Source organism: Microbacterium sp. NPDC007973 (assembly GCF_042958465.1).
Classification (GTDB): Bacteria; Actinomycetota; Actinomycetes; order Actinomycetales; family Microbacteriaceae; genus Microbacterium; species Microbacterium galbum.
On sequence record NZ_JBIBJJ010000003.1, the window covers coordinates 1 to 15,717 of the forward strand.

Consider the following 15,717-nt stretch of genomic DNA (forward strand, 5'->3'; position numbering starts at 1 on the left):
CGATGGTACTGCAGGGGGGACCCTGTGGGAGAGTAGGACACCGCCGGACTTCCTTTAACGAAATGGCCACCCAACGCTGGGTGGCCATTTCGCATGTACGGGCACATTCCGCCCGCACGGTGACAGCGCCGGTACGCACCCCCCCCTTGTTTTCGGTATCGAAGGGGGACGCGTACCGGCGCTTCGCCGTACCCGGACGGCTAAGGTCGACGGAGTGAGCGAATTCGCGGGGCACCTTCCCGGCAGCCGCGACTATCGGCGGCTTCTCATCGGGCTTTTCTTCGGCGGAGTGGCCACCTTCGCGCAGCTGTATTCGACGCAGGCGCTTCTGCCGGCGATCTCGGCGGACGTGGGGACGCCTCCCGCCGGTGCCGCGCTGACCGTGTCGGCATCCACGATGGGTCTGGCTGCGGCAGTGATCCCGTGGTCGATCGTCGCCGATCGCATCGGACGCGTGCCTGCCATGGCCATCGGGCTCATCGCTGCGACGGTGCTCGGGGCGCTCACTCCCGTGGCGCACGACATCGTCGTCCTCCTCGTGCTGCGCTTGCTCGAGGGGGCCGCCCTCGGCGCCGTCCCGGCCGTCGCCCTGGCTTACCTGAGCGAGGAGGTCGATGCCCGCCACGTCGCCGCAGCGGCGGGCTCCTACATCGCGGGGACCACCGTCGGCGGCCTGAGCGGGCGCGTGCTGTCGGGCTGGGTAGGAGAGGCGGCCGGTTGGCGGTGGGGGGTGGCATCCGTCGTTCTTCTTTGCGTGATCGCGGCGGTGCTGTTCCTCACGCTGGTCCCGGCAGCCCGGGGCTTCGTCCCGGGCCGTCATCGCGCGGTGCGGGGGCCGTCGATCCGTCGCCGCCTGGCGGTGAATCTGCGTTCATCGATGCAGCTGGCCCTGTACGCGCAGGGCTTCCTGCTGATGGGGGCTTTCGTCGCGGTCTACAACTACCTCGGCTTCCACCTGAGCGCGCCACCGTTCTTGCTCGCCCCGGCGGTCATCACTCTGCTGTTCCTCGCATATCTGGCGGGGACGGTCTCGTCTCCTCAGGCAGGAGCACTGGCGGTGAGACACGGTCGCCTTCCCGTTCTCGTCGCGGGAATCGCGGTGATGGCAGCCGGGGCCGCACTGATGCTCGTGCCCGCGGTCGTCGCCGTGCTGGCGGGCCTGATCGCCTTCACCGCCGGATTCTTCGCGGCGCACGCGGTGGCATCCGGATGGACGCCGGTCGCGGCGGTACCGGAGGCGCGGGCGCAGGCCTCGTCGTTGTACTACCTCGGCTACTACGCCGGCTCGAGCCTGTTCGGCTGGGCACTGGGCATCGTGTTCGGCGCCGCGGGGTGGGGTTGGTTCCTGGGGGCGGTGCTGACGATGTGCGCGGCGGCCCTCATCCTGGCTCTGCTGGTGCTGCGCGGCGGGCGCCGGCCGGTCGCATCCGCCTGAGCATTCGTGCCGATTCATCGACACGCGGCATCCGGAGGTCAATGCCCACGTCCGACACGGAGGGAACCGACTAGCGTCGAAGGTGACGTGAGGGAGGTCGGGAGTGGACGACGCCGAAGAGCGCACCATGACGGATGACGAGCTGGTCGACGCGCAGCAGCACGCCGCCGCGGACGACATCGACGAGGCGGGCGAGACCGTCACCGAGATCAGTTACGACGAGCAGCGGTATCCGGCACGCCCGCGACGACTGCGTCCGCGGGATCAGTTCCGGGGCGGGACGCTGCGACGCTTCCTCACCGACCCGCGCAACGCCAACGGCGGCAATCCGTCGTACGTGGAGTGGCTGGTTCGTCAGTCGATGCTCAAGGACGCCGACGTGCTCAGTCGGCAGTTGTCGGGCCAGCCGTCGATGTGGCGGAACCCCTACGCGCGTCCGGACGCCCGACGGGCGATCGAGTCGACCGACGTCTGGTTCACCGCGTACCCCATCTCGCTGATCACTCGGCCGGGGGAGTCGTTCCTCGACGCGCTCGGTGACGAGGCGCTGTGGGAGGCGTTCGAATGGGTCGGGATCAACGGCATCCACACGGGTCCCGTGAAGCGGGCGGGCGGCATCACGGGCTGGCAGGAGACGCCCAGCGTCGACGGGCACTTCGACCGCATCAGCACGCAGATCGATCCCGAGTTCGGTGACGAGAACGCGTTCCGCCGCGTCGCGGACGTCGCGGAGTCGCACGGCGGCAGCGTGATCGACGACATCGTGCCCGGGCACACGGGCAAGGGGGCGGACTTCCGCCTCGCCGAGATGGCGTACAAGGACTACCCCGGGATCTACCACATGGTCGAGATCCCGCGCGAGGACTGGGCCCTGCTGCCGGAGGTCCCGGCCGGGCGCGACTCCGTCAACCTCGACGCGGAGACCGAGCGCGAGCTGAGCGCCCGGGGCTACATCATCGGCGAGCTGCAGCGCGTGATCTTCTACACGCCCGGCGTGAAGGAGACCAACTGGAGCGCCACGGCGCCCGTGGTGGGAACCGACGGGCTCGAGCGCCGCTGGGTGTATCTGCACTACTTCAAGGAGGGCCAGCCCTCGATCAACTGGCTCGACCCCACGTTCGCGGGGATGCGCCTGGTGATCGGCGACGCCCTGCACTCGCTCGGTGACCTGGGAACGAGCGCGCTGCGACTGGATGCCAACGGCTTCCTCGGCGTCGAGAAGAGCGCGGAGGGTCTACCGGCGTGGTCGGAGGGCCACCCCCTGTCGCACGCGGCGAACCACATCATCGCCGGGATGGTGCGCAAGGTCGGCGGGTTCACGTTCCAAGAGCTCAACCTCACGATGGAGGACATCCGCGATACGGGTGCCGTCGGAGCCGATCTGTCGTACGACTTCGTCACCCGGCCCGGGTACCACCACGCGCTCGCGACGGCGAACACGGAATTCCTCCGCCTCGCTCTGAACACCGCCCTCGAGACCGGTGTCGAACCCGTGCAGCTCGTGCACGGGATGCAGAACCACGACGAGCTCACCTACGAGCTCGTGCACTGGGCGACGACGCACCGCGACACCGTCTACCCGTTCCGCCACGAGGAGCACACCGGTGGCGAGATCGCCGAGATGGTGCGGGCCGACCTGACGCAGAAGCTCACGGTCGACGCGGACTACAACCTCGTCTTCACGCAGAACGGCATCGCCTGCACCACGGCATCGCTGATCGCCGCGACGCAGGGGAAAGCGACGCTCGACGACATCACGGATGCGGACATCCCCGCGATCCGCGACGCGCACCTGCTGCTGGCCAAGTACAACTCGTGGCAGCCGGGGGTGTTCGCGCTCTCGGGATGGGACCTCACGGGTTCGCTCACGCTGCCCGCTGACGACGTGCGCCATCTCATCGCGTCGGGCGACACCCGGTGGATCGAGCGAGGCGGCCACGACCTGCTCGACGTCGCTCCGGAGGCGGTGTCCTCGGTCTCGGGGATGCCGCGGGCCCGCTCGCTGTACGGATCGCTGGGCGATCAGCAGGCGAACCCGGAGTCGTTCCTCTCCGGGCTGCGCGACGTGCTCCGCATCCGCAGGGACCACGGCATCGCCATCGCCACGCAGGTCGACATCCCGCAGGTGGGGCACCCCAGCATGCTCGTGATGGTGCATCGCCTGGACGGCGGGGATCGACGCGCCGAGGACGCCCCGCTGCAGATCACGGTGCTCAACTTCTCGGGCGAGACCATCGAGGGCACCGTGCGTTCGGAGTTCCTCGTGCCGCAGAGCACGGCCGTCGACGCCGCCACCGGAGACGTCGTCGGTCGCGTGGACGAGCTGCAGAGCTTCTCGCTCGAACTCGGCCCGTACGCGGGGCTCTTCCTGGTGCTGGAGGCGCCCGAGACCGACGACTGAGTCGCGGCGGGGAGCGGTGGCCCGACCGGCCGCTCTCCCCGCCCCGTTCGGCGGGCGCGACGATGTCGGGGGCTCGGCGTAGCGTGTTCGCGTGCCCACCTCCGCCTGCCTCGTGCCCGGCTGTCGACGAGACGTCGATGCCGACGCTCCCGTGCGCGTCTGCACCTGGCACCTCGCCGTCGGGGCGGACTGGGCAGCGGCGACCGACGGCGTCACCGACCTGTTGCCCACGCCGTGCCGGCTCTGCGGGTCGCGGCTGGGCGTGCGCTGGCCGAGCGGCTGGTTGTGCGCCGTGTGCGAATGGCGTCACGGTGAACCCGTCGACGGGGAGCTCCCCCCGCCCCGGGTCGATATCGTCTACTACCTGAGATTCGAGGACCGCATCAAGATCGGAACGAGCGCGCAGCCGCGACAGCGTCTCGCCGCCGTGTGGCACGACGAGCTGCTCGCATTCGAGCCGGGGGACCGCCTCGTCGAGAGACGCCGTCACGCCCAGTTCGCCGACGCGAGGTTCGGCCGCACGGAGTGGTTCCGGCGCAGCGCGGCGCTGGACGCGCATGTCTCCGGGTTGTCCGCCGGGGTCGACGACCCGTGGGCGCTGTACGCGCGGTGGACGAGCGAGGCGATCGCGCGTCGCGGCTGACACCGTCGCGGCTGACATCGGTGCGGGTGACGGCGTCGGGGGAGTACGACGCGGTGAGCGCGGTGACAACCCCTCCCTCCTCCTCCGATCCGCGTCGTAGCGTGAAGCGACGACGAGGAAGGCCGAGACATGGGACTTTTCGACCGGTTGTTCGGATCAGGGGACGACGCGTCAGACCGCACCCCGCCCCCCGCACCCCGTGGCGGGGCGAGCGGGATGCGCGATGCGGGGGGACGATACGCGCCCCCGCCGCCCGCCCAGGCCGACTCGACGGCATCCGGTTCCCCGGACGACCAGCGGGCGATCGAGCGCTACCGCTATCTGCTGCGTACGGCGCCGCCCGAGACGGTGGAGCAGGTGCACGCCGAGGCCTTCGAACGCCTCACGCCGGCGCAGCGCCGTCAGGTGCTCGACGAGATGTCGTCGGGGTTGGCGGCGTCGGAGCGGCCGGCGAGCGATGACCCTCGGGCCCTCGCCCGTGCGGCCACGCGTGCGGAGTACTCGCAGCCGGGCTTCATGGAGCGGACGTTCGGCGGTCGCTCGTTCAGCGGCGGCGGGGCGGGGCCCGGGTTCGGGTCGATGCTCGGCGCGTCGATGCTCGGCACGATCGGCGGGTACGTCGTGGGCTCCGCCCTCGTGGGCGCGATGTTCGACCCCGGATACGACGCCGGCTACGCGGACGGCGTCGCCGCGGACGCGGGAACCGATGGCTCCGGAGGCGATGCTGCGGCGGATATGGGCGGCGGCGATGCCGGCGGCTTCGGTGGGGGAGATCTCGGCGGAGGCGATTTCGGGGGAGGGGACTTCGGCGGCGGAGACTTCGGGTTCTGATCCGTGAGACCCGCGCCGGCGGCGAACGTCGGCGTGCCGCGGTCCGAGGGCGCGTCCGAGGCTCGGTGAGACGATATCGTCGAGGCCATGGCGCCCCGCATCTCCCGTGTGCGCCTCGGCCTGCGGCGCAGCATCGTGGCGAACCAGATGCTCCTTTCGGCGGCCGCCCTCATCGGCATCCTGGTGTCGATCACGGTCGGGCACGTGGTCGACCCCACCCTGTTCCTCGCGGGTGCGTCCCTGCTCTTCGCCGGGGCGATCGCCGCGGTCCTGCTGCCCTGGGACCGCGTGTCCCAGCTGTGGGCCGCCCTGCTGCCGATCGTCGACGTCGTGGCCGTCGCCCTGATGCGCGAGAGCGCGCCGCTGGCGGGTCTCGGACTGCTCTGGGCCTTCCCGGCGCTCTGGATCGGCACGGTGTTCGGGGTGTGGGGCATCGTCGCGATCTCGGTCTCGGTGACGATCGTGATGGTCCACCAAGCCGTCGTCATCGACCTGCAGCGCTTCACCGCCTCCACGCTGCTGCTGCCGTTCGTCGTCGCCGCTCTGTCGACCATCGCCCACTTCACCGCGCGTCGCTCGCAGGCGCAGCGCGAGCTCCTCGAGAAGCAGTCCGCGGAGCTGCGCCGCGCCGTGGAGCGCGCGCGTCGGCAGGAGGATCTCGTCACGGAGGTTCTGGATGCCGTCGATTTCGGCGTCACCCGCGTCACGGCGGCCGGAGAGTTCGCCGTCACGAACGCCGCTCACGCGCGACTGCTGAACACCACCGACGTGCTGGGGCGGGAGGTCGAGGTCTTCGCCGCGGACGGCTCGACGCCGATCGCCGCGGATGCCACGCCTCTCGCCCGTGCGCGAGCCGGCGAGGTGTTCGAGGGCGAGATGGTCTGGTACGGCGGGCCGGGGGAGGACCGACGCGCGCTGAGCGTGACCGCGCGCCGCCTGCCGGCGGCCGAGACCGGCGAGATCAGCGCGGTCATCGTCTCGCGCGACGTCACGATCGAGGAGCAGGCGCGACGCGCACGGGAGGACCTCGTGGCGAGCGTGTCGCACGAGCTGCGCACGCCGCTCACCTCGATCATCGGCTACCTCGAACTCGCGCTCGACGACCCCTCCATCGCCCCCGGCACCCGCGACCGGCTGACCGTGGCCGAACGCAACGCGTCGCGTCTGCTGGAGTTGGTCGCCGACATCCTGGCTCTGTCGGCCACCTCGCGCGAAGGAGTGGGGGTGGAGCTCGAACTCCGGTCCGCCGATGTCGCGGCGGTGGTGCGGGCTGCGATCGAGTCGATCGCCCCACGCGCCGTGGACCACGGCGTGCACATCGACGCCTCGGGCGTCGTCGAGGCGCGAGCGGTGATCGACGCGCGCCGGGTGCGTCAGATCGTCGACAACCTCCTGTCGAACGCGATCAAGTACATCCCCCGCGACGCGGCGGTGAGCGTGTCCGTGCAGCAGGACCTGCACTCGGTCTCGATCGTCGTGGCCGACGACGGCCCCGGGATCTCCGTCACCGAGCAGGGCCGCCTGTTCGAGCGCTTCTTCCGCGGAGACGCCGTGCGCAATTCCTCTGCGCACGGCAGCGGCCTCGGTCTGGCGATCAGTCGCGACCTCGCCCGGGCCCACGGTGGCGAGATCACCGTGCGGACCGCCCCCGGCGAGGGCGCCGTCTTCACCGTGCGGCTGCCTCGAAACCCCCGGGAGGGCGAGTGATCTTCGACGTTCTGACGCTGCAGGCCTCGGCAGCCCTCGTGATCGTCGTCTCCGCGGTCATGTACCTGCTCGACACGATCATGCTCAAAGACGGCCTCCCGGGGCGGCTGTGGGCGAGCGCCTACCTGTCCGGCACCTTTTCCGCCGTCTGCTACCTCGCGTGGCTGCTGCTGCCCGACGTGTTCGTGGCGGTCGCCGTGGGCAACGGCGCGTTCGTCTGTGCGACGGCGTTCATCTGGCTGGGGTGCGTGGCCTTCAACGGCCGCCCCCTTCGCGTGCCCTCGCTTGTCGTCGGCGCGGTCATCCTCCTCGTGGTGGTGTCCGCCCTGGCAGCCGGTCCGGCCGGTGGCGACTGGGCAGGTGCCATCCCGTTCTTCCTGGGCAACGCGCTGTTCGCCGTTCTCGGAGCCGTCGAGACGCGCCGCGGCGCCATCGCGAGGCGGTGGAGCGCCGTGGGGCTCACCATCATCCTCGCGATCGAGGCGGTGTGGTTCGTCAGCCGCACGGCGGTGTTCGTCGTCAGCGGCCCCGAGAGCGACCTCTTCCGGACGGTGTTCGACACCCGCGTCTCCGCGCTGCTGACCATCACCCTCGTGATCGCCGCGGTGACGGTGACCTCCGTGCTCCGGGCGAACGAGTCGACGCTGCGCGGTTCGCCCGACGTCCGCCGACTGTCGGTGGATGCCAACGGCGTGCTGTTCCGCGAGTCGTTCGAGGCGACGCTCGCCATCGTCTGCGCACGGGCGGAACTGGCCGGTGAGGGCGTGTGCGTGATCGGCATCCGGATCGACGACCTGAAGCGCGTCTCGGTCGCCTTCGGCCCGGAGGATGCCGAGCAGCTCGCCCGTGAGCTGCGCGGAGCGGTGCGTCGGTACTCGCCCACGATGGCGCTGGTGGGGGAGGCCGATGCAACAGGCCTCGCGGTCGCCTTCACGACCGGTCCGACCACCGACATCGGGCGCGTCGCACGCGCACTGCACGACAGCGTCGTGAGCGATCTCTCGCGCCTCGGTACCGCGGTGGTGCCCGTGGTGGGGGTCGGCGTCGCTGTCACGGCGGACCACGGTCACGATTCCCGCGCGCTCACGCTGCGGGCCGACGAGGCGGCCGCGCGGGCCGCCGTCACGGGCGAGCAATCCTTCCGGATCGGCTGAGAGCGGCCGTCAGGCCCCGGCGGCCGCGGCCAAGTCTTCCACCCGCTGGCGCAGCTCGCGGGGTCGGAACGGTTTCGTCAGGTAGTCGTCGGCTCCGGCCTCCCGCCCCGTGCGCTGCTCCGCCTCGTCGGCGCGGGCGCTCACCATGAGGATGCGCGTGTCGCTGAAGGCCCTGATGCGCCGCGCGGTCTCGAAACCGTCGATTCCCGGCATGCTCACGTCGAGCGTCGTGACCACCGGCGCGTGGAGCCGGACCAGTTCGATGCCGTCGAGTCCGGTGCTCGCGGCGTGCACCGTGAAGCCCGCGCTCTCGAGCACGGTCGACACGAGCGTGCGGATGTCGAGGTCGTCCTCGATCACCACCGTGGTGCGGGCATCGGGCATGGCGGAGCTTTCGTCGGGCGGGTCCGGGAGCGATCCCACCTGGGGGAATCGTAGACGACTCAGCGCGGTGACGCTCGGGGGTGCCCGCGACGTCGCGATGTGGCATCCTCTTCGGGTGCCTCTTCTCGCGCTGACGGGTGGGATCGCCTCCGGGAAGTCCACCATCGCCGCCCTCCTGGCCGGACGCGGCGCCGTGGTCGTCGACGCCGACGCCATCGTGCGCGAGGTGCAGGCGCCCGGATCGCCGGTTCTGTCGGCCATCGCCCGTGAGTTCGGAGACGACGTGCTCACGGCCGAGGGAGCACTCGACCGGCCCGCTCTCGGAGCGCGGGTGTTCGGTCACCCCGACCGATTGGCCGTTCTCAACGCCCTCGTTCATCCCGCGGTGCGGGAGGAGTCGCAGCGGCGCTTCGAGGAGGCCTTCTCCCGCGACCCCGCGGCCGTCGTGGTCTACGACGTCCCGTTGCTCGCCGAGGCGCGCGCCGGGGACGCGTGGGATCTCGTGATCGTCGCTCATGCGCCGGCCGGGACGCGCGTGCGGCGACTCGTCGAGGGCCGTGGGCTCTCCGAGACGGACGCCCGCGCGCGCGTGGGCTCGCAGGCGTCCGACGAGGACCGCCTGGCGCTCGCCGACGTGGTGATCGACACCTCGACGACGATGGATGCCACGCGGAGCCAGGTCGACGACCTCTGGGCGCGGATCTCCCCGGCGGACTGACCGCGGTCACGGGGCACGTCGGCGCCGCGGTCGCATCCCGGCCGTCGACGGACCGAGGAGCGGCGAGAAACTCGCGCTCGCCCACGGCGAACGCAACCCGACCCCGATGTCGGAGGCCCCGCCTACGCTGGAATCATGCAGCCCACTCGCTCCGTGCGTCCCTTCGAGGTCATCAGCGAATACTCCCCGTCCGGCGATCAGCCGCAGGCCATCGCCGAGCTCGCGGGGCGCATCAACGCGGGCGAGACGGACGTGGTTCTGCTCGGCGCCACCGGAACCGGCAAGTCCGCGACCACCGCCTGGCTCGTCGAGCAGGTGCAGCGTCCGACCCTGGTGCTCGCGCACAACAAGACCCTCGCGGCGCAGCTCGCGAACGAGTTCCGCGCCCTCATGCCGAACAACGCGGTCGAGTACTTCGTGTCGTACTACGACTACTACCAGCCCGAGGCCTACGTGCCGCAGACCGATACGTTCATCGAGAAAGACAGCTCGATCAACGCCGAGGTCGAACGGCTGCGTCACTCGACGACGAATTCATTGCTGTCTCGCCGCGACGTCGTGGTGGTGTCGACGGTCTCGTGCATCTACGGCCTCGGTGCGCCCGAGGAGTACCTGCGCGCCATGGTCGCCCTGCAGGTGGGGGAGCGGTACGACCGAGACGCGCTCATCCGCAAATTCATCTCGATGCAGTACAACCGCAACGACGTCGACTTCTCGCGCGGCAACTTCCGCGTGCGGGGCGACACGATCGAGATCATCCCGGTCTACGAGGAGTACGCCATCCGCATCGAGATGTTCGGTGACGAGATCGAGGCGCTCTACACGCTCCATCCGCTCACGGGCGACGTCATCGAGAAGATGGACTCCGTGCCGATCTTCCCGGCGTCGCACTACGTCGCGGGGACCGAGACGGTGCAGCGCGCCATCGGCACCATCGAGCACGAGCTCGACGAGCGGCTCAAGGAGCTCGAGTCGCAGAACAAGCTTCTCGAGGCGCAGCGTCTGCGCATGCGCACGACCTTCGACCTCGAAATGCTGCAGCAGCTCGGCTTCTGCTCGGGTATCGAGAACTACTCGCGTCACATGGACGGCCGCATGGCTGGTGATCCGCCCCACACGCTGCTCGACTTCTTCCCCGACGACTTCCTGCTGGTGATCGACGAGTCGCACGTGACCGTCCCGCAGATCGGCGCGATGTACGAGGGAGACGCCTCGCGCAAGCGCACCCTGGTGGAGCACGGCTTCCGTCTGCCGAGCGCGATGGACAACCGTCCGTTGCGCTGGGACGAGTTCAAGGAGCGCGTGGGGCAGACCGTCTACCTCTCAGCCACCCCGGGGCGCTACGAGATGGGGATCGCAGACGGAGTCGTCGAGCAGATCATCCGCCCGACCGGACTCGTCGACCCCGAGATCATCGTCAAACCGTCGAAGGGGCAGATCGACGACCTGCTCGAGGAGATCCGGGTGCGCGTCGAGCGTGACGAGCGCGTGCTGGTCACCACCCTCACCAAGAAGATGGCGGAGGAGCTCACCGACTTCCTGGGCGAGCACGGAGTGCGCGTGCGCTATCTGCACTCGGACGTCGACACCCTGCGCCGCGTCGAACTGCTCACGGAGCTGCGCGCCGGCGTCTACGACGTGCTCGTCGGCATCAATCTGTTGCGCGAGGGTCTCGACCTGCCCGAGGTCTCGCTGGTGGCGATCCTCGACGCCGACAAGGAGGGCTTCCTGCGCAGCGGCACTTCCCTCATTCAGACGATCGGCCGTGCCGCGAGAAACGTCTCGGGCGAGGTGCACATGTACGCCGACAAGGTGACCGACTCGATGCGCAACGCCATCGACGAGACGGAGCGCCGTCGCGAGAAGCAGATCGCGTACAACACCGAGCACGGCATCGATCCGCAGCCGCTGCGGAAGAAGATCGCCGACATCACCGAGGTTCTCAACCGCGAGGCGACGGACACCAAGAAGCTGCTCGCCCGTAACGACAAGGCGGGCAAGGGCAAGTCGCCCACGCCCTCGCTGCGTCGCACGGGGATCGCGGCCGAGGGCGCGGACCAGCTCGAGTCGACGATCGCCGATCTCACCCAGCAGATGCTCGCCGCCGCGGCGGAACTCAAGTTCGAGTTGGCCGGGCGTCTGCGCGACGAGGTGCAGGACATGAAGAAGGAGCTTCGCGCGATGGAGCGGGCCGGGCACGCCTGAGCCGGGGGAGCGACCGGTGGACCAGCGCGTCACCCTGATCACCCTCGGAGTGCAGGATCTCGCCCGTGCGATCACCTTCTACGGGGCGCTCGGTTGGCAGGCCCATCCGACGTCCGTCGATGGAGAGGTGGCTTTCTACGACACCGGCGGGCTCGTCGTCGCGCTGTGGGCTCGAGATGCCCTCGCCGCGGACTCCGGGGTCACCGACGGCGGCGGGTGGGGTGGCGTCACCCTCGCGCACAATGTCGGCACCCCGGCCGAGGTCGACGGCATCCTGGAGGCGGCTCGATCGGCCGGGGCGCGGCTCGCGCGCGGCGGAGCCCTCACCGTCTGGGGCGGCTACTCCGGGGTCTTCGTCGATCCGGACGGCCACCTCTGGGAAGTGGCGGTCAATCCTGGATGGCCGTTGGACGACGGGGGCCGTCCACAGCTGGGGTGACGAAGGCGAACGAGGAGCTCGCCGTGGTCAGGGGCAATGCAGCAACGGCTTCGGTCCCGTCCGGTCCACCGAATGCTCGGCCATCGCGTGGCCGCACAGGGGGCAGGGGCGTCCGGTTCGCACGGGCTCGGGCGTGGTCTCGTAGGGGCCGACCGACGCCGGCCCCGCGACGCGGATGAGGCGGGTGTTGAGGTACTGGTACCAGCCGCCGGCCTCGCGTACGCGTGCGCGCAGGGACGGGCGGTCGGCATCCTTTCGTGTCATGATTATTAGTGTACTAACTGTTCGAAGGAGAAGGCCGTGGACGATCCGCTGAAGCTGGAGAACCAGGTGTGCTTCGCCCTCGTCACGGCCGCACGGAACGTCGTGTCGATCTACCGGCCCGTGCTGGAGCCGCTCGGGCTGACGCACCCGCAGTATCTCGTGATGCTCGCCCTGTGGGAGGACGCGCCGCGGTCGCTCGGGACGCTGGCCGCGGAACTCGCCATGGAGCCGGCGACCCTTTCACCCTTGGTGAAACGCCTCGAAGCGCAGGGGCGGGTCGTGCGTCGGCGTCGTGTCGACGACGAGCGCGTCCTCGACATCGACCTCACCGACGAGGGGCGGGCGCTCCGCGCCGCGGCGCTCGAGGTGCCGGGCAAGATCATGGAGCGCATCGGCGCCGACGAGCGCTCGCTCATCGCCCTGCGCGACGGTCTCGCGCCGTTCGCGTCTCCCGTGCGGGACTGAGCGACCTCGCCTTCCGAGCACGGCGACGGTGCGCGAGCCTCGCACATCCGTGCGCTCGGGGCGAACCCGGGGCCGATGTCGGAGGGTCGACCTAGACTTAACAGGTGCCGATCGTTCCTGTCTCTTCGCCCTCGTCGTCCGCGAATTCCGCCACCAGCGGCAAGCTCAGCGTCCGGGGTGCGCGCGTCCACAACCTCAAGGACGTCGACCTCGACATCCCCCGCGACTCGCTGGTCGTCTTCACGGGACTCTCGGGCTCGGGCAAGTCGAGCCTCGCCTTCGACACGATCTTCGCGGAGGGTCAGCGGCGGTACGTCGAGTCGCTGAGCGCCTACGCCCGTCAGTTCCTCGGGCAGGTCGATCGCCCCGACGTCGACTTCATCGAGGGCCTCAGCCCCGCGGTGTCGATCGACCAGAAGTCGACGAACCGCAACCCCCGCTCAACGGTCGGCACGATCACCGAGATCCACGACTACATGCGTCTGCTGTGGGCCCGTATCGGTGTGCCCCACTGCCCGGACTGCGGCGCGCGCATCCAGCGCCAGACCGTGCAGCAGATCGCCGACCAGCTCATGGAGCTGCCCGAGCGCACGCGGTACCAGATCGTCGCCCCCGTGGTGACGCAGAAGAAGGGCGAGTTCGTCGACCTCTTCAAGGAACTCAGCGCGAAGGGGTACGCCCGCGCGGTCGTCGACGGCGACCTCGTGCAGCTGTCCGAGCCGCCGACTCTCAAGAAGAGCTACAAGCACGACATCGCCGTCGTGGTCGACCGTCTCGTGGCATCCGGAGACATCCTCAGCCGCGTCACCGACTCGGTCGAGACGGCGATGGGGCTGGCCGGCGGCATCATGCAGGTCAACTACGTCGACGAAGAGGGCGACGACGCCTGGCAGTCGTTCTCCGAGAAGCTCGCGTGCCCGAACGGCCACCCGCTGCAGCTGACCGAGATCGAGCCGCGGACGTTCTCGTTCAACGCCCCCTTCGGCGCCTGCCCCGTCTGCTCGGGCCTGGGCACCCGCATGTCGGTCGACGTCGACCTCATGCTCGGCGACGAAGAGCTCTCGATCCGCGACGGCGCCATCCTTCCCTGGACGACGCAGGGCAAGGGCCTGTTCCAGTACTACGAGCGGCTGCTCGAAGGTCTCGCGCGCGACCTGAAGTTCTCGCTCGACACCCCGTGGAAAGACCTGTCGAAGGACGTGCAGCAGGCGGTGCTGCGAGGCGAGAACTACAAGGTCACGGTCAAGTGGAAGAACCGCTACGGGCGTGAGATGCGGTACTCCTCCGGGTTCGAGGGCGTCGTGCCCTACATCGAGCGTCAGTACCTGCAGGCGGAGTCCGACACCCAGCGGCAGCGCTGGGCGGAGTACCTGCGCGAGGTGCCCTGCGCGGTGTGCGACGGCGACCGCCTGAAGCCCGAGGTGCTCGCGGTGCTCGTCGACGACACGTCCATCGCCGCAGCCTCGCGCATGAGCCTGGCCGACGCGCGCGAGTTCTTCTCCCAGCTCACCCTCACCGACCGCGAGGCGACCATCGCCGCGGCCGTGCTGCGCGAGATCCGCGCACGCCTCGATTTCCTGCTCCAGGTGGGTCTGAACTACCTGAGCCTCGGCCGCGCGGCCGGCACGCTGTCCGGCGGCGAGGCGCAGCGCATCCGTCTGGCCACCCAGATCGGCTCGGGCCTGACGGGCGTGCTGTACGTGCTCGACGAGCCGTCGATCGGTTTGCACCAGCGCGACAACCGCCGCCTCATCCAGACGCTCGAGACCCTGCGCGACCTCGGCAACACGCTCATCGTCGTCGAGCACGACGAGGAGACCATCCACGCGGCCGACTGGGTGGTCGACATCGGACCCCGCGCCGGCGTCGACGGCGGCAACGTCGTGCACTCCGGGCCCCTCGCCGAACTGCTGACCGACGAGCGCTCACTGACGGGGGCGTACCTGTCGGGCCGTCGCGCGATCGAGGCGCCCCAGACGCGTCGCAAGATCGACAAGAAGCGTCAGGTCACCGTCGTCGGGGCGCGGGAGAACAACCTCAAGAACGTCACCGTCGACTTCCCCCTCGGCGTGCTCACCTCGGTCACCGGCGTGAGCGGTTCGGGCAAGTCGACGCTGGTGAACGGCATCCTGTACGAAGTGCTCGCCTCGAAGCTGAACGGCGCGCGCCGCGTTCCGGGCAAGCACACGCGGGTCACCGGTCTCGACAACCTCGACAAGGTCGTGCACGTCGACCAGGCGCCGATCGGCCGCACCCCGCGCTCCAATCCCGCGACCTACACGGGTGTGTTCGACCGGATCCGCACCCTCTTCAGCGAGACCCCCGAGGCGAAGGTGCGCGGCTACCAGGCGGGGCGCTTCAGCTTCAACGTCAAGGGCGGTCGCTGCGAGGCGTGCTCCGGCGACGGAACGCTGAAGATCGAGATGAACTTCCTCCCCGACGTCTACGTCGACTGCGAGGTGTGCCACGGCAAGCGGTACAACCGCGACACGCTGTCGGTGCACTACAAGGGGAAGAACATCGCCGAGGTGCTCGAGATGCCGATCTCGGAGGCCGCGGAGTTCTTCGAACCCATCCAGGCCATCCACCGCTACCTCAAGACGCTGGTCGACGTGGGCCTCGGCTACGTGCGGCTCGGGCAGTCGGCCACCACGCTCTCGGGCGGCGAGGCGCAGCGCGTCAAGCTCGCCACCGAGCTCCAGCGTCGCAGCAACGGCCGCTCGATATATGTGCTCGACGAGCCCACCACGGGTCTGCACTTCGAAGACGTGTCGCTGCTGCTGAAGGTGCTGAACGGCCTGGTCGACAAGGGGAACACCGTCATCGTCATCGAGCACAACCTCGATGTCATCAAGAGCAGCGACTGGGTCATCGACCTCGGACCCGAGGGCGGCGCCGGCGGCGGCACGATCGTCGCGACCGGAACGCCCGAGCAGGTCGCGAAGGTCGAGGAGAGCCACACCGGCGCCTTCCTGGCCGAACTGCTCGAGACCGGACGCACGGGCGCGCAGCGCAACACCGCATCGGATGCGGACAGCACCGAGCGGGAGCTCGTGAGCGCGGCGGGCTGA

General features: G+C 69.7%; 13 protein-coding genes. 11 read left to right on the forward strand and 2 right to left on the reverse strand.

The features are described 5' to 3' along the window. Positions 1–214 precede the first annotated feature (214 nt). From ACFZA2_RS08925 to ACFZA2_RS08950, 6 genes are all read left to right on the forward strand, one after another. Positions 215–1,435, forward strand: coding sequence for an MFS transporter (locus ACFZA2_RS08925; protein ID WP_391403443.1), 1,221 nt, complete (start codon positions 215–217; stop codon positions 1,433–1,435). Positions 1,436–1,562: 127 nt separating this feature from the next. Then, complete coding sequence (gene treS / locus ACFZA2_RS08930; protein WP_391405256.1) at positions 1,563–3,836, forward strand: maltose alpha-D-glucosyltransferase; 2,274 nt, start codon at positions 1,563–1,565, stop codon at positions 3,834–3,836. A 91-nt stretch (positions 3,837–3,927) separates the two neighbouring features. After that, positions 3,928–4,479 carry a GIY-YIG nuclease family protein gene (locus tag ACFZA2_RS08935; RefSeq protein ID WP_315995885.1) on the forward strand — a complete coding sequence of 184 codons (552 nt, stop codon included), beginning with the start codon at positions 3,928–3,930 and terminating at the stop codon, positions 4,477–4,479. Positions 4,480–4,695: 216 nt separating this feature from the next. Then, on the forward strand, positions 4,696–5,310 hold the full coding sequence (locus tag ACFZA2_RS08940; RefSeq protein ID WP_391403447.1) for a hypothetical protein: 615 nt from the start codon (positions 4,696–4,698) through the stop codon (positions 5,308–5,310). Positions 5,311–5,397: 87 nt separating this feature from the next. Further along, a complete protein-coding gene (locus ACFZA2_RS08945; RefSeq protein ID WP_391403450.1) occupies positions 5,398–7,017 on the forward strand; it encodes an ATP-binding protein in 1,620 nt (539 codons plus the stop codon). Further along, positions 7,014–8,171, forward strand: coding sequence for a hypothetical protein (locus ACFZA2_RS08950; protein WP_391403453.1), 1,158 nt, complete (start codon positions 7,014–7,016; stop codon positions 8,169–8,171). The genes ACFZA2_RS08945 and ACFZA2_RS08950 overlap by 4 nt, the downstream gene beginning before the upstream one ends. A 9-nt stretch (positions 8,172–8,180) precedes the next feature. Here ACFZA2_RS08950 and ACFZA2_RS08955 read toward each other — a convergent pair whose 3' ends face one another. After that, the gene (locus tag ACFZA2_RS08955) at positions 8,181–8,555 is read right to left on the reverse strand and encodes a response regulator (RefSeq protein WP_315995881.1); all 375 of its coding nucleotides are present in this window, start codon (positions 8,553–8,555) and stop codon (positions 8,181–8,183) included. A 115-nt stretch (positions 8,556–8,670) separates the two neighbouring features. On the opposite strand from ACFZA2_RS08955, the gene coaE reads away from it, so the two are divergent. The 3 genes from coaE to ACFZA2_RS08970 all read left to right on the forward strand — a co-directional run bounded on the left by coaE (position 8,671) and on the right by ACFZA2_RS08970 (position 11,917). Continuing rightward, complete coding sequence (gene coaE, locus ACFZA2_RS08960) at positions 8,671–9,273, forward strand: dephospho-CoA kinase (protein WP_391403457.1); 603 nt, start codon at positions 8,671–8,673, stop codon at positions 9,271–9,273. A gap of 135 nt (positions 9,274–9,408) precedes the next feature. Beyond that, on the forward strand, positions 9,409–11,478 hold the full coding sequence (gene uvrB, locus ACFZA2_RS08965; protein ID WP_391403460.1) for an excinuclease ABC subunit UvrB: 2,070 nt from the start codon (positions 9,409–9,411) through the stop codon (positions 11,476–11,478). Positions 11,479–11,494: 16 nt separating this feature from the next. Then, a complete protein-coding gene (locus ACFZA2_RS08970; protein WP_391403463.1) occupies positions 11,495–11,917 on the forward strand; it encodes a VOC family protein in 423 nt (140 codons plus the stop codon). A 27-nt stretch (positions 11,918–11,944) separates the two neighbouring features. Here the strand turns inward: ACFZA2_RS08970 and ACFZA2_RS08975 are convergent, their stop codons facing one another. Then, positions 11,945–12,181, reverse strand: coding sequence for a hypothetical protein (locus ACFZA2_RS08975; RefSeq protein WP_315995877.1), 237 nt, complete (start codon positions 12,179–12,181; stop codon positions 11,945–11,947). Between the two features lie 36 nt (positions 12,182–12,217). Here ACFZA2_RS08975 and ACFZA2_RS08980 point away from each other — a divergent pair, with 36 nt between their 5' ends. Continuing rightward, positions 12,218–12,646, forward strand: coding sequence for a MarR family winged helix-turn-helix transcriptional regulator (locus ACFZA2_RS08980; RefSeq protein ID WP_391403467.1), 429 nt, complete (start codon positions 12,218–12,220; stop codon positions 12,644–12,646). A 104-nt stretch (positions 12,647–12,750) separates the two neighbouring features. Next, positions 12,751–15,717, forward strand: a complete 2,967-nt coding sequence (gene uvrA / locus ACFZA2_RS08985; protein WP_391403470.1) for an excinuclease ABC subunit UvrA — start codon at positions 12,751–12,753, stop codon at positions 15,715–15,717.

Bases quoted from the DNA above. Each gene is read 5' to 3' on its own strand.
- ACFZA2_RS08940 (WP_391403447.1), top strand. From the start codon at position 4,696: ATGCGCGATGCGGGGGGACGATACGCGCCCCCGCCGCCCGCCCAGGCC.
- ACFZA2_RS08975 (WP_315995877.1), bottom strand. From the start codon at position 12,181: ATGACACGAAAGGATGCCGACCGCCCGTCCCTGCGCGCACGCGTACGC.
- uvrB (WP_391403460.1), top strand. From the start codon at position 9,409: ATGCAGCCCACTCGCTCCGTGCGTCCCTTCGAGGTCATCAGCGAATAC.
- treS (WP_391405256.1), top strand. From the start codon at position 1,563: ATGACGGATGACGAGCTGGTCGACGCGCAGCAGCACGCCGCCGCGGAC.
- ACFZA2_RS08955 (WP_315995881.1), bottom strand. From the start codon at position 8,555: ATGCCCGATGCCCGCACCACGGTGGTGATCGAGGACGACCTCGACATC.
- ACFZA2_RS08945 (WP_391403450.1), top strand. From the start codon at position 5,398: ATGGCGCCCCGCATCTCCCGTGTGCGCCTCGGCCTGCGGCGCAGCATC.